This is a genomic window from Nocardia sp. NPDC051750 (genome assembly GCF_044453135.1).
Lineage (GTDB): Bacteria > Actinomycetota > Actinomycetes > Mycobacteriales > Mycobacteriaceae > Nocardia.
The window spans coordinates 216,963-230,742 of record NZ_JBITCK010000003.1; the positions used below are offsets into that span (position 1 = coordinate 216,963).

Sequence of the window (13,780 nt, forward strand, 5' to 3'; positions counted from 1 at the left end):
GGCCGATAGGGCAGGAGGCGCGCGATGGCGCGGGTAGTTGTCGGGGTGGGCGGCGGTATCGCCGCGTACAAGGCGTGCGCACTGGTGCGGCGGTTCACCGAGACCGGTCACACCGTCCGGGTGGTCCCCACCGAGGCGGCACTGCAGTTCGTGGGCAAGGCGACGTTCGAGGCGCTGTCCGGCCACCCGGTGCACACCGGGGTGTTCGCCGACGTGCCCGAGGTCCCGCATGTGCGGTTGGGGCAGGAGGCCGAACTGGTCGTCATCGCCCCCGCCACGGCCGACCTGATGGCGCGGGCCGCGCACGGCCGCGCCGACGATCTGCTGACCGCGACTCTGCTCACGGCCCGATGTCCGGTGCTGTTCGCACCCGCCATGCACACCGAGATGTGGGAGCACGCGGCGACCGTCGCGAATGTGGCCACTCTCCGCGCGCACGGCGCCACGGTGATGGAACCCGCGTCGGGCCGGCTCACCGGTACCGATACCGGTCCGGGCCGGTTGCCCGAGCCCGAGGAGATCTTCGGTCTGGCCACGCTGCTGCTCGAACGTGCGGACGCCGTACCTCGCGATCTGGCCGGTAAGCGGGTCGTGATCACGGCGGGTGGTACCCGCGAGCCGCTGGACCCGGTGCGTTTCCTGGGGAACCGCAGCTCCGGGAAACAGGGCTACGCGCTGGCCAGGGTGGCCGCGCAGCGCGGCGCGCAGGTCACGCTCATCGCCGGGAACACCATCGAGATGGCACCCCCCGCCGCGGTGGACCTGGTGCACATCACCACGGCGGAGCAGCTCAAAACCGCCGTCGACAAACACTCGGTGGGTGCGGACGCGGTCATCATGGCGGCCGCGGTCGCCGATTTCCGGCCCACGTCGGTGGCCGCCGCCAAGATCAAAAAGGGTAAGGCCGAGCCCGACAGCATCGCCCTGTCCAGGACCGAGGATATTCTCGCGGGCCTGGTCCAGGCGCGGCGCGAGGGACAGCTGCCCGGAACCGCCATTGTCGGGTTCGCCGCCGAGACCGGTGACGAGGACGGCGATGTGATCACCCACGCCCGGGCAAAACTGGCCCGGAAGGGCTGCGATCTGCTGGTGGTCAATGCGGTGGGCGACGGCAAGGCGTTCGAGGTGGACACCAACGACGGCTGGCTGCTCGGCGCCGACGGCAGTGAACAGGCGCTCGATCACGGTTCCAAGGCGCTGCTGGCCAGCCGTGTCCTCGACGCGCTGGGTCCGCTCCTCCGTGAGCGGGCCGGAGGCGGCGCAGCGTAACCACGCAGGGCCCGGCTGATGCAGAATCAGGCACTGCCGAGAATCGAATCGCGCCGATTCGAACTCTTGCCGCATGCGTCGTTCACCCGTACTGGTGTGTGCGGGCCGACGCGACCACCCGGATGATCCCGGCGGGACGCTGCGCTCGGAAACCTGCCCGTCGCGGTGTCCGGAGCCACAAACCGGCCGCGCGTTCTAATAGTCTGGGAGTCCAGGGTCGCGACCGGAGCTGTGCGCTACGGTCCATCCGGGACACGAGTAACCGTTGAGAAGAGGGAAACTGTGCGCACGTCCGGTAGCCGGCTATTCACCAGTGAGTCCGTGACCGAGGGTCATCCGGACAAGATCTGTGACGCCATCAGCGATTCCATCCTCGACGCAATGCTGGCCCAGGATCCGCGCAGCCGGGTCGCCGTGGAAACCCTTGTGACCACCGGTCAGGTGCATGTCGCGGGCGAGGTCACCACGGAGGCCTACGCGGATATCCCGCATATCGTCCGGGAGAAGATCCTGGAAATCGGATACGACTCCTCGGCAAAGGGTTTCGACGGCAACTCCTGCGGCGTCAATGTCGCGATCGGCGCACAGTCCCCCGATATCGCGCAGGGTGTCGATACCTCGCACGAGGCGCGCACAGCCGGCTCCGACGACGAAATCGAGCAGCAGGGCGCCGGCGACCAGGGGCTGATGTTCGGCTACGCCAATACCGACACCCCGGAACTCATGCCGCTGCCCATCGCGCTGGCGCACCGGCTGTCCCGCAAACTCACCGAAGTCCGGAAGACCGGCGTGCTGCCGTACCTGCGGCCGGACGGCAAAACCCAGGTCACCATCGAATACGAGGGTGACCGCGCGGTGCGGCTGGACACTGTGGTCGTCTCCACCCAGCACGCCGCCGATATCGACCTGGACAATCTGCTGGCCCCCGACATCCGGGAAAAGGTCGTCGACGCGGTGCTGGCCGATATCGCCGTCCCCGACCTGGACACGTCCGATATCCGGCTGCTGGTCAACCCGACCGGGAAGTTCGTGCTCGGCGGCCCCATGGGCGATGCCGGCCTGACCGGGCGCAAGATCATCGTCGACACCTACGGCGGGATGGCCCGCCACGGTGGCGGGGCGTTCTCCGGCAAGGATCCCTCCAAGGTCGACCGTTCGGCCGCGTATGCGATGCGCTGGGTCGCCAAGAACGTGGTCGCCGCCGGCCTGGCCGAAAAGGTCGAGGTCCAGGTGGCGTACGCGATCGGCAAGGCGGCCCCGGTCGGCCTGTTCGTCGAGACCTTCGGCACCGAGAAAGCCGATCCGGCCAAGATCTCGGCCGCCATCACCGAGGTGTTCGATCTGCGGCCCGGCGCCATCATCCGCGATCTGGATCTGCTGCGTCCGATCTACGCGCCGACCGCCGCCTACGGGCATTTCGGCCGCACCGATATCGACCTGCCCTGGGAGCGCACCGACCGCGCGGACAAACTGCGCGCCGCCGCCGGGCTGTAGGTCCGCGTTCCGCGTGCCGCGACCCGCTGCCGACACCCCCGGGGACCTCGAGTCGCCGGGGGTGTCGGCCGAGTCGGGGGTACGTCGCGGGAAGAAGGCCGGGCCGGCCGAGGCGGAGCCTTTGTCACATCCGGTCGCCCGGGTTCTGCCCCTGCTCACTCCGGCCCATCTCGACCGCGATTTCGACTATCTGGTGCCGCCGGAACTGGATGAGATCGCCCGGCCCGGTGTGCGGGTCCGGGTTCGATTCGCCGGTCGCCTGGTGGACGGCTATCTGCTGTCGCGGCACACCGGTTCCGAGCATCCGGGCAAACTGGTGCGGCTGGAACGGGTGGTGTCGGCGGAACAGGTGCTCACACCGGAGATCCTCCGGCTCGCCACGACGGTGGCGGCGCGTTGTGCCGGAACCCGCGCCGATGTGCTGCGGCTGGCGATCCCGCCCCGGCACGCGCGGGTGGAGAACGGCGGCGGGAAGAGCGGAGCACGAGCGGGCGCACGGAGCGACGCGGATGAACCGATTGCCGTCCCGCCGCAAGCCGGCGAGCCGGACAGTGACCGATTACCTGGAGAAGAAGGCGGGCGCGGTGGTGTCCGGCAGGAACCGCCGAACAGTTCTGCCGCGCTCGAATCGGCGGATACGGCACGCGGGGGCCCGGGCGTCGATGAGCCGCCGCCCCGGGCCGGCTCTTCTCATCCGGAGGCGGATATCGAGTCTCCCGCCGGCTCACCGGCGGCAGGTGATCCGGTGCGGGTGTCCGGTGATGCCGATCGGGCGTTCGGATCGCGCGGGCAGATGTCAGGCGGTGGGGAGCGGACGGCCGGAGGGAACGCGGCGGCGGCACCTACCGGTCCTTCACCCGGGACAGGTGCGGGTGCGGATGACGCCGAGGGGGAGGAGCGCATTCTCGAAGACGGCGCGCGGGTTGCGGACGAAACTCGCGTCCAGGGTCGGTCATGGGTGGTTCCGGCCGCGGTAGATACCGGGGCCTGGCGGCGGTATCGGCACGGCGAATCATTCCTGACCGCGCTGGCCGGGCGGCGGGGTGCCCGCGCGGCGTGGCAGGCGCTGCCCGGCGAGAACTGGGCACGCCGGCTGGCCGAACTGGCTGCCGTCGTGGTGGCCGGCGGGCAGAGCGCGATCCTGATGGTCCCCGACCAGCGAGATCTCGATCGGGTCCTGCGGGAATGCGCGGTGCTGGTGGGCGATTTGGCGGTCGGGCTCTCGGCCGGATTGGGGCCGGCGGCCCGGTACCGGCGCTGGCTCGCGGTGCTGCGCGGCACGGCGCGAGTGGTGGTCGGCACCCGCAGCGCGGTGTTCGCACCCGCCGTGGACCTGGGCCTCCTCGCGATCTGGGACGACGGTGACGACACCTACGCCGAACCTCGCGCGCCCTACCCGCACGCCCGCGAGGTGGCCATGCTCCGGGCACACGACACCGGTGCGGCCTTTGTGGCCGCGGGTTTCGCGCGGACCGCGGAGGCACAGGCGGTGGTCGAGTCGGGGTGGGCGCACGATCTTCTCGCCGATCGGGCGACGGTCCGCGCGGCCTCACCCCGGATCGGCGCACCGGGGGATTCCGATGCCGCGCTGGACCGGGATCCCATCGCGCGCGCGGTCCGGATCCCCGGCGCCGCTTTCGCGGCCGCCCGGCAGGCGCTGGCCGCCGGGGAGGGCGTGCTGGTCCAGGTGCCGCGGCGCGGGTATGTCCCGGCCCTGGCGTGTACGAAATGCCGGACGCCCGCCCGCTGCCGGCAATGCGTGGGACCACTGTCGTTGCCGGAGATGGAGGGGCCGGCCGGATCGGCCGGGCAGGTGGCGCACAGTCCGGTGTGCCGGTGGTGCGGCCGGACGGAGGCAGCGTTCCGGTGTCCTGGCTGCGGCGGGCGAGTGTTGCGTGCGGTGGTCATCGGTGCCGCCCGGACGGCGGAGGAACTGGGGCGGGCGTTTCCCGGAGTACCGATCCGTGGGTCGAGCGGCGGGGGAGTACTGGATACGGTCGAGCCGGGACCGCAGGTGGTGGTGGCCACTGTCGGTGCCGAACCGCTCCTGCCCGGCGGGTACGGGGTCGGTTTGCTCCTGGACGGATGGGCGCTGCTCGGCCGCGCCGATCTGCGTGCCGCCGAGGACACGCTGCGCCGCTGGCTGGGGGCCGCCGCCCTGGTGAAATCGGAAGGCCGGGTGCTGGTGATGGCGGACCCGGCGGTACCCACGGTGCAGGCATTGCTGCGCTGGGATCCCGCCGGACATGCGGCCGCGGAACTTGCGCAGCGTGCCGAGGTCGGTTTCCCACCGGCGGTACGGATGGCAGCGGTCGACGGCGCCCCCGACGCGATCAACGACCTCCTCGCCGTCACCGACCTACCAGCCGCGGTCGAAGTGCTGGGTCCGGTTCCGTTACCCGCCGCGGCACGTAGACCTGCGGGTTCCCGTAACGAGGATCCGACCGGCGCGGTGGAACGTGTGCTGTTGCGTGCTCCCCGCGCGCAGGGCACCGCGTTGGCCCGGGCCTTGACCGCCGCGCAGGCCGTGCGGAGCAGTCAGCGTGCCGAGACACCGGCACGGGTGCAGATAGACCCACTCGACATCGGCTGAGCCGTATCTTCTGCGATCGGTGAACTCGGCTGCACATTTGTGGCCAGGCGCCCTGGTGGCAGGGCCGGGACCGTCGTTCTTCCCAGAGCGCACTCAGTCGAGTCCGGACGTCGGCCGCCTCGGGATGAGGAGTGCGCGAGTGTCAGCTGTGACTCGGGCCGTACGAGGCCGGGCGGGGGCGCGATTGTCTTCCGGAATTTTCGGAAGCGGGTTGCGTTGGATAGATTGTCGATATATCGTCGATGCTATGCAAACCGATCGAGAAGCCCTGGAGGCTGAAATGGAAAACATGGAGAACGCAGAATTTCGCAAAGGACGGGGCCGCCGGGGCCACCGGAACCGCTTCGACCCCGAGTTCGGCCCCGGCCGCGCCGGGTTCCGGCACGGCGGCCCGCCCGGTTTCGGTCCCGGTTTCGGCCCTGGATTCGGCGGGCCGGGCTTCGGTCCCGGATTCGGGCCGGGGTTCGGTCGCGGCCGGGGGCGTGGTGGTCGCGGACGGCGCGGTGACGTGCGGTCGGCGATCCTGCTGCTGCTCACCGAGCGTCCGATGCACGGTTACGAACTGATTCAGCAGATCCGGGAACGCAGTGAGGACCTGTGGCGGCCCAGCCCCGGATCCATCTACCCGGCACTGTCCCAGTTGGAAGACGAGGGCCTGATCACCATCGAGAAGGTCGCCGGACGCAAAACCGCGCAGCTGACCGAGACAGGTACCGCCTACGTCGCCGAACACCGGGACGAACTCGGTGATCCGTGGGCCGAGGTCAAGGAGGGTGTCGGTGCGCATACCAGCGATCTCCGTGCCCTGATTCCCCCGCTCATGGGCGCGGTCGCGCAGGTCGCCTCCGTCGGTACGCCGGAGCAGGCCACGAAGGCGGCCGAGGTACTCACCGAAGCACGGAAAGCCTTGTACCGCATCCTCGCCGGAGACGAGGAGTCCGGCAGGTAACGGGGTGATCAAGACCTCGTCCTGCGGTTTTCCACCGCGCCGGCAGGGTGGAAGATTAGGTGGTGAAACGATTTCTCCGGTCGGCCGGGCGGGGCCGCGCGCAGCGCGGCAGGGTCGGCCGACGTGTGGTGACCCTGGCCGTCGCACTGGCTGGGTCGGTGCTGCTCGGAACCACCGGCAGCGCGGCCCAGCCCCCCGGATATCTGCCGCCCGCGGTGCCCACCGAATGGGCACCGGCCCAACCCGACCACCTCGCCGCGGTGCTGTACACGAAGAACCACCCCGGTGCGGTACCGCGGGGAGCGAACGATTTCGGTTGTGTCCCGGACGCTGCCCATCCGCGACCGGTGATCCTCGCGCACGGCACCGACGCGAGCGCCTACACCGACTGGTCGGCTATCGGCCCCCGGCTGGTGGACCAGGGATACTGCGTCTTCGCGCTCAACTACGGCGGTAAACCCGGCGCGACCACATTCGGTACCGAAGACATCGTGCTCAGCGCCCACCAGATCGCCGGATTCGTCACCGAGGTTCGCGCGGCGACCGGGGCCGATCAGGTCGATATGGTCGGTTTCTCCCAAGGCGCCACCGCGACCCGGTACTACATCAACAAACTCGGCGGCGCCCCGTCCGTCGGCACCTGGGTCGGCCTCGCCTCACCCACCTACGGGGGTGTCATGTACGGGCTGGTGCCGGTGGCCCAGCAGATACCCGGTGCCATGGGCTTGGCCGAACAGGTCATTTCGGTGGCCGCCGTCCAGCAGGCGGAGGGCTCGCCGTTCATGCAGGAACTCAATGCCGGTGGCGACACTGTCCCGGGGGTCCGGTACGTGACGATCGGCAGCCGGGTCGACGAGATGATCCAGCCGTTCGGCAATATCGCGTTGCGCGGACCGGGCGCGGAGAACATCGTCCTCCAGGATCGCTGCCCCGCGGACCTCACCGGGCATTTCCATATGGTGTACGACCCGTTCGTCGCGGAATTGCTGCTGGAGGCGCTCGATCCGGATCACGCTCCGGATCCGGTGTGCGTGCCGGTCGCGCTCGGCACGGGTATCCCGCAGGTCATCATCGGCGGCAACATCTGAATTTTCGGCGCGCCCTCGCCGAACTCGGGATCGGGAGTCTGGCGCTGCGCGTGTCGGGCGGCGGACTTCCGCACCCTAGAATGGGGACTTTCCTGCCTGTCTCATGCCCCCGGGAGCTACCGTGACCGTCCAGTCCGTCCGCCTGTTCGGCGATCCGATCCTGCGAGCCCGCGCGACCGAGGTCACCGAATTCGGCCCCGAACTGCGGCAGTTGGTGACCGATCTGACCGACACCATGTACGACGACGGCGGTGTCGGGATGGCCGCTCCGCAGATCGGTGTCGGCCTGCGGGTGTTCGTGTACGACACCGGCGACGCCCGCGGGCACCTGATCAACCCGGTCTGGACCGTCCTCGACGACGAGGAACAGATCGGACCGGAAGGCTGCCTGTCCATACCGGGGGTCAATCACGACACGCGACGGGCGATGCGGGTACGCGCGACCGGGGTGGATATGACCGGTGCTCCGGTCGAGTTCGACGCCGAGGGCCTGCTGGCGCGCTGCGTTCAGCACGAAACCGATCATCTGGACGGGACCCTGTTCATCGACCGGCTCGATCCGCCGGACCGGAAACTGGCCATGCGCACCATCCGGGAATCCGACTGGTTCACCGCGGGTATCACCATCCGGCCGAGTCGCGCGCTGGCCGAGCGGGACCGCTGATGCGGATCGTTTTCGCCGGCACCCCGGATCCGGCGGTCCCCGCGCTGCGCCGGTTGATCGACTCCCGGCACGAGGTGGTCGCGGTGGTGACCCGGCCGGACGCCGTGGCCGGGCGTGGCCGGAAATTGCAGCGTTCACCGGTCGGGCAGCTCGCCGGCGAGCACGGTATCCCGGTCTTCACACCCCGCAAACCCGCCGACCCCGAATTCGTCGAATCCCTCCGGGATCTGGCGCCGGATTGCTGCCCGGTGGTGGCTTACGGCGCACTGTTGCCCGCCGAGGTCCTGGATATTCCGCGGTACGGCTGGATCAATCTGCATTTCTCGCTGCTGCCCGCCTGGCGGGGTGCGGCTCCGGTGCAGGCCGCTATCGCGGCGGGCGACGAGATCACCGGGGCGTCGACCTTCCGGATCGAAACAGGTTTGGACACGGGGCCGGTCTACGGCGTGGTGACCGAGCGGATCGCCGTCACCGATACCGCCGGCGACCTGCTCGCCCGGCTGGCCGACAGTGGGGCCGCGCTGCTGGAGCAAACCCTGCACGGCGTGGAAGACGGTAGCCTGCAGGCGATTCCGCAATCCACCGACGGCGTGTCCTATGCGCCGAAGATCACTGTGGACGCGGCGCAGGTGCGCTGGGATCAGCCGGCGCTCGCGGTGGGCCGCGCGATCCGATCGGTGACACCGCATCCAGGTGCCTGGACGACTGTGGCCGGCAACCGGCTGAAACTCGGTCCGGTGGAACTGGTCGAGGATGTGCTGCCGGAACGGCAGATCGACGTCCGTAAGACCGGCGTCTATATCGGCACCGCGACCACCGCGGTCCGGCTGGACCGGGTGCAGCCGCAGGGCAAGCGCATGATGGCGGCTCTGGATTGGGCGCGCGGCGCCCGCCTCGAGCCCGGCACGGTGGTCGAATGACCGGCCCCGCGGACGAGCAGCCGCGCGGGTTCCGCCGCCGCCCGAAGCCGGACTCCGCCGGGGCGGAGCCGGGCGGGGAAGCGGGCTCTTCCGGTCCCACCGGCCGTGAGGGTGGCGGGCCGGTGCGCCGGCGCGGTGACGCGGACGATTCCCGCCCGCGGACCGGCCCCCGCGATTCCGGCCGTGAGCGATCCGGAGCCGCTGACTCGCCACGGGAAGGGCGTGCCGGCCGGTCCGGGAAAGGCGGGCGTCCGGCCGAATCGGCGGAAGGCCGGGCGGATTCCGGACGATCCGGGCGCCGGGCCGATGCGCGGCAGAACGAGCGCGCGGGCGGTCGAGACCAGGAACGGCGCCGGGCCGAGCCGCGATCGGGTGAACGACCGGACCGCCGACCGGGTGAGGAAGTGACACGGGGAGCACGGTCTCGGCCGGATAGCCGGCCTGCCGGTGAACAGGGGCGCGACGCCGGCGAGAACGGTCGTCATCGTGGGAAGCGCGCGGACGGCGGTCGTGGGTTCGACGCGGCGGCGGACCGGCCGCGGCGAGGAGCTCCGGGCGACGGCCGGGCCCGTGGTGAGCGCGGGGGTCCGGGTGACCGGACCGGAGGAAAACCGCCGCGTAGCGGTTCCGGCCGTCCCGCTGGCGGCGGAGACCGGCGCGGCGGACACGGGTCCGGCAGGCGCAGCGACGGTCCGCCTCGGAGCTCCCCGGAAACGAAGGCACGCGGCGGTGGCCGCCGCCCCGGAGCGAACAGTCCACGGCCCGGCCGAAGTGGTTCGCCCGCGCAACCGGGCGGCAAGCGCGACGCTGTCGCGGATCCGGCGCGCACCGTAGCGCTGGAGACATTGCGCGCGGTCCGGGACCGCGACGCCTACGCCAATCTGGTGCTCCCCGCGTTGCTGCGCGAATACTCCGTTCAGGGCCGGGATGCCGCCTTGGCCACCGAACTCGGTTACGGGTCGTGCCGGACACTAGGCGTCCTCGACGCGGTGATCGCCGACTGCGCCGGTCGCGATATCGCGGAGATCGACGGTCCGCTCCTGGATATCCTGCGGCTGGGCGCCTACCAGTTGCTGCGGACCCGGGTCGAACCCCATGCGGCCGTGCACACTTCGGTGGAGCTGGCCCGTACCGAAGCCGGTGCGGGGCGGGCCGGGTTCGTCAACGCCGTGCTGCGCCGCGTCACCGAGCGGACGCCGGACGAGTGGGTGGCGCGGCTCGCGCCGCACGATCCGATCGGGCGCCTCGCCTTCGAATACGCGCATCCGGTATGGATCGCGCAGGCGTTCACCGACGCGCTCGGCGCCGACGCCGGCGAACTGGGTGAGCTGCTCGCCGCCGATGACGCCCGCCCGGTGGTGCATCTGGTGGCGCGCCCGGGCGATATCACCGCGGAGGAACTGGCCCTGGTCACCGGCGGCGAGGAGGGCCGCTGGTCCCCGTACGCGGTGTATCTCGAGGGCGGCGGTGACCCAGGGGCGCTGGAACCGGTCCGTGAGGGGATGGCCGCGGTCCAGGACGAGGGCAGTCAGCTCGTCGCGCTCGCGCTCACCCGCGCGCCGTTGCTCGGCGCCGACGGCGGGCGCTGGCTGGACCTGTGCGCGGGGCCCGGCGGAAAGACCGCGTTGCTGGGCGCACTGGCCGATATCGACGGCTATCGGGTGGACGCGGTGGAACCGGCCGCGCACCGGGCGGACCTCGTCCGTTCCGCCACCCGCGGGCTACCGGTCGACGTGCATATCGCCGACGGCCGTGACAGCGGTCTGACAGCCGGGTACGACCGGGTTCTGGTCGATGCCCCGTGCACCGGTCTGGGCGCGCTGCGGCGCCGCCCCGAGGCGCGCTGGCGGCGCACTCCCGGCGATATCGCGGATCTGGTCGTCCTGCAGCGTGAACTGGTGGCCGCGGCCTGGGATCTCGTCCGGCCCGGCGGGGTAGTGGTCTATTCGACGTGCTCCCCGCATCTGCCGGAAACCGTGGCCGTGGTAGCGGATCTGGTGCGCCGCACCGGCGCCGAACAGCTCGACGCGCGTGCGCTACTGCCCGGTGTCACCGGGCTCGGCGACGGCCCCACGGTGCAGTTGTGGCCGCACCGGCACGGCACCGACGCGATGTTCGTGGCCGCGCTGCGCAAGCCTCGCTAGCCGCGCGAGGATCGATACGAACCGGCCCGGAGATCGTGTCGGCGACGGATTTCCGAGACCGTCGCCGACCGTCGGGGCAGACTGTCGCCATGAGCCTCACCTGGGAGAACGTGGTGCATATGGCGACCGAACTGCCGGAGGTCGCCGAATCGACCTCCTACCGGGCCCCCGCGCTGAAAGCGGCGGGGAAGAGTTTCGCCCGGCTGCGCACGGAGGCCGAGGGCGGTCTGGCCCTGCGCTGCGAAATGGCGGAGAAACAGGCGTTGCTGGCCACCGGTGACCCGGCCTTCTACACCACCCCGCACTACGACGGATACCCCTACATTCTCGTCGATCTGGACCGCGTCGCCGCCGAGCACCTGCGTGAGCTGCTGGACGCCGCGTGGTGGCTGGTGGCCCCGGCGCGACTGCGCCGGGAGCGGGAGCTGCGCGGCCCGGACTGATCGGCCGGGCACCGAATCAACCGATCGGGGCGGCCTGTTCGACCGGCTCCACCCTGACCCAGGTGCTGTTCACCGCGGCGTTTCCGGAAATCCGGTCGACCTGTTCGGGATCGTGCAGCAGATTCACGTTCGCGCCCGGATGCGCGGCCGCGACCGTCCAGCCGACGCCCGGTTCCTGATGCCCCCAGCCGTGCGGAACCGCGACCGTCCCGGGCCGGATATCGGCGCTGATCTCCACCGGTACCGCGATGGAGCCGGTCGGCGAACTCACGGTGACCCGGTCGCCCTCGGCCACACCGCGCGCGGTCGCGTCCTGCGGGTGCATCAATGCGGTGCAGCGGTCGCGGCCTTTCACCATCGAGGGCACATTGTGCAACCACGAATTGTTGCTGCGCAGGTGGCGGCGGCCGATCAGCCGCAGATCGAAACCGTCGTCCCGGGCGGCGCCGGCCTCGTCGAGCAGTCGGCGTGCCTCGGTGACGAACGACCGCGGTGCCAGCTGCACCCGACGGTCGCGGGTGGCGATGAGGGAACGCAGCCGTGGCCGCAGCGGTCCCAGATCGATACCGCCGCGCGCCGCACGCACCTTCGTCAGTGTGACACCGTCGCGGCCGCGCCGCAGCACGCCGTGCGGGCCGACCGCCATCCCGAGTGCCGCCGCACGCAGGGGGCTGAACCGGGCGAATACGGCGTTGAGGGCACGGCCGGTGACCGCGCGCAGCGGCAGCGGCAGGATTTCGGTGGTGAGCCGCGCCATGATCTCCCAGTCCTCCAGGCCGCCCGCCGGCGGTGCGACTGCGCGCGCATTGAAGCGGACGTTGTTGTGCACGCTGAACATCGTCAGCAGGATGTCGAGATCCTCGCGCTCCAAGGGCGATACCGGCGGCAGGATGATATCCGCGTGGCGGGTGGTCTCGGTGATGTACATATCCACGGCCACATAGAAATCCAGCGAACTCAGGGCCTTGTCGAGTTGGCCGCGCTGCGGTGTGGACAGTACCGGGTTTCCCGCGTAGGTGATCATGGCGCGGATCTGTTCCGGGCCCTCGTCGAGTATCTCGGTGGCCAGTGCCGCGACCGGGAGTTCGGTGCGGAACGATTTGTACTTTCCGGAGCGGTCGGTCCACGCACCGTGCATCGGTGACATCCGGCGGGCGAGCGGCAGCAGATCCACCGCGGGCGTGGCATACATCTGACCACCGGCGCGGTCGAGGTTGCCGGTGACCGCGTTGATGGTGTTGACCAGCCAGTGGGTGATCGTCCCGGTGAGGGTCTGGCAGACCCCGATCCGCGCGTACATCACCGCGGTTTTCGCCGCCGCGTGTTCCCGCGCGAGCCGCCGGATCGTCTCGGCATCGACCCCGGCGTAGGGCGCCGCGTCCTCCGGCGAGAAGCCGGATACCAACTCCCGCAACGTTTCCGCGCCGGCGCACCGCTCCCGCAGGGCGGTCCGGTCGCACAGGTCCTCGGTGAGCAGCACATGCAGCACCGCCAGCAGCAGGTACGGATCGCCGCCCGGCAGTACCGCCAGGTGTTCATCGGCCAGGCGCGCGGTTTCGGTGCGCCGCGGATCGATCACCACGACCTTGCCGCCGCGGGCCCGCACCTCCTTGATTCGGTTCTTGGCGCCCGGCATGGTGGTGACCGAACCGTTGGACACCGCCGGGTTCGCGCCGATGATCACCAGCCGGTCGGTGCGATCGATATCGGCGATCGGCATCAGGAAATTCGAGCCGTACATCTGCCAGGCCACGAATTCCTGGGGGAACTGGTCGATCGAGGACGCGGTGTAGAAATTGCGGGTCATCAGGCCGGCGCGGAGCGCCATGGCGTACATGATGGCCGAGTTGTGTGCCGCCGGATTGCCGAGGTACATACCCACCGAATGCGGGCCGTGGGCCTGCCGCACCTGCCGCAACCGGGCACCCACCTCGCGAAACGCCTCGTCCCAGCCGATCGCTTCGAACCGGTCACCCACCCGCCTGACCGGCGTGCGCAACCGGTCCGGATCATCGTGCAGCCCCGCCATGGCGGTCGCTTTGGGGCAGATGTATCCCTTGGACAGTACATCCTCGGGATTACCCTCGATCCTGGTGACCGCCGAATCCTCGACGGTCACCAGGATTCCGCAGTGGGCTTCGCACAGGGTGCATTGCCGGGCGATGGTTTCAGCGGTCATACATCACATCACCTTCTGCCGCGTCGCCGTCGACGCG

General features: G+C 70.3%; 9 protein-coding genes and 1 pseudogene. 9 read left to right on the forward strand and 1 reads right to left on the reverse strand.

Annotated features, from left to right (window positions below):
- The first annotated feature begins 24 nt into the window (after positions 1-24).
- The 9 genes and pseudogenes from coaBC to ACIA75_RS14680 all read left to right on the forward strand — a co-directional run bounded on the left by coaBC (position 25) and on the right by ACIA75_RS14680 (position 11,564).
- On the forward strand, positions 25-1,269 hold the full coding sequence (gene coaBC, locus ACIA75_RS14640) for a bifunctional phosphopantothenoylcysteine decarboxylase/phosphopantothenate--cysteine ligase CoaBC (RefSeq protein ID WP_397103896.1): 1,245 nt from the start codon (positions 25-27) through the stop codon (positions 1,267-1,269).
- Between the two features lie 282 nt (positions 1,270-1,551).
- Positions 1,552-2,763: a methionine adenosyltransferase gene (gene metK / locus ACIA75_RS14645; RefSeq protein WP_397103898.1), complete on the forward strand. Its 1,212-nt coding sequence runs from the start codon at positions 1,552-1,554 to the stop codon at positions 2,761-2,763.
- Positions 2,764-2,884: 121 nt separating this feature from the next.
- Positions 2,885-5,356 (forward strand): primosomal protein N', encoded by a 2,472-nt coding sequence (locus tag ACIA75_RS14650; RefSeq protein WP_397103900.1) that lies wholly within the window; start codon positions 2,885-2,887, stop codon positions 5,354-5,356.
- A gap of 289 nt (positions 5,357-5,645) precedes the next feature.
- Positions 5,646-6,305: a PadR family transcriptional regulator gene (locus tag ACIA75_RS14655; RefSeq protein WP_397105311.1), complete on the forward strand. Its 660-nt coding sequence runs from the start codon at positions 5,646-5,648 to the stop codon at positions 6,303-6,305.
- A 158-nt stretch (positions 6,306-6,463) separates the two neighbouring features.
- Positions 6,464-7,393: an esterase/lipase family protein gene (locus tag ACIA75_RS14660; protein WP_397105313.1), complete on the forward strand. Its 930-nt coding sequence runs from the start codon at positions 6,464-6,466 to the stop codon at positions 7,391-7,393.
- Between the two features lie 121 nt (positions 7,394-7,514).
- The gene (def, locus tag ACIA75_RS14665) at positions 7,515-8,057 is read left to right on the forward strand and encodes a peptide deformylase (RefSeq protein ID WP_397103902.1); all 543 of its coding nucleotides are present in this window, start codon (positions 7,515-7,517) and stop codon (positions 8,055-8,057) included.
- Complete coding sequence (fmt, locus tag ACIA75_RS14670; RefSeq protein ID WP_397103904.1) at positions 8,057-8,977, forward strand: methionyl-tRNA formyltransferase; 921 nt, start codon at positions 8,057-8,059, stop codon at positions 8,975-8,977. Before def ends, fmt begins: the two co-directional genes overlap by 1 nt.
- 830 nt (positions 8,978-9,807) lie before the next feature.
- A pseudogene (locus ACIA75_RS14675) lies at positions 9,808-11,121 on the forward strand (RsmB/NOP family class I SAM-dependent RNA methyltransferase); the annotation flags it as partial.
- 89 nt (positions 11,122-11,210) lie between these two features.
- Positions 11,211-11,564 carry an MmcQ/YjbR family DNA-binding protein gene (locus tag ACIA75_RS14680; RefSeq protein ID WP_397103906.1) on the forward strand — a complete coding sequence of 118 codons (354 nt, stop codon included), beginning with the start codon at positions 11,211-11,213 and terminating at the stop codon, positions 11,562-11,564.
- Between the two features lie 16 nt (positions 11,565-11,580).
- Here ACIA75_RS14680 and ACIA75_RS14685 read toward each other — a convergent pair whose 3' ends face one another.
- The gene (locus tag ACIA75_RS14685; protein WP_397103908.1) at positions 11,581-13,743 is read right to left on the reverse strand and encodes a molybdopterin oxidoreductase family protein; all 2,163 of its coding nucleotides are present in this window, start codon (positions 13,741-13,743) and stop codon (positions 11,581-11,583) included.
- Positions 13,744-13,780: the final 37 nt, after the last annotated feature.

What these genes read in the sequence shown, in the direction of transcription:
- ACIA75_RS14680 (WP_397103906.1), top strand. Translation starts at nt 11,211, where the DNA reads ATGAGCCTCACCTGGGAGAACGTGGTGCATATGGCGACCGAACTGCCG.
- ACIA75_RS14655 (WP_397105311.1), top strand. Translation starts at nt 5,646, where the DNA reads ATGGAGAACGCAGAATTTCGCAAAGGACGGGGCCGCCGGGGCCACCGG.
- fmt (WP_397103904.1), top strand. Translation starts at nt 8,057, where the DNA reads ATGCGGATCGTTTTCGCCGGCACCCCGGATCCGGCGGTCCCCGCGCTG.
- ACIA75_RS14685 (WP_397103908.1), bottom strand. Translation starts at nt 13,743, where the DNA reads ATGACCGCTGAAACCATCGCCCGGCAATGCACCCTGTGCGAAGCCCAC.
- coaBC (WP_397103896.1), top strand. Translation starts at nt 25, where the DNA reads ATGGCGCGGGTAGTTGTCGGGGTGGGCGGCGGTATCGCCGCGTACAAG.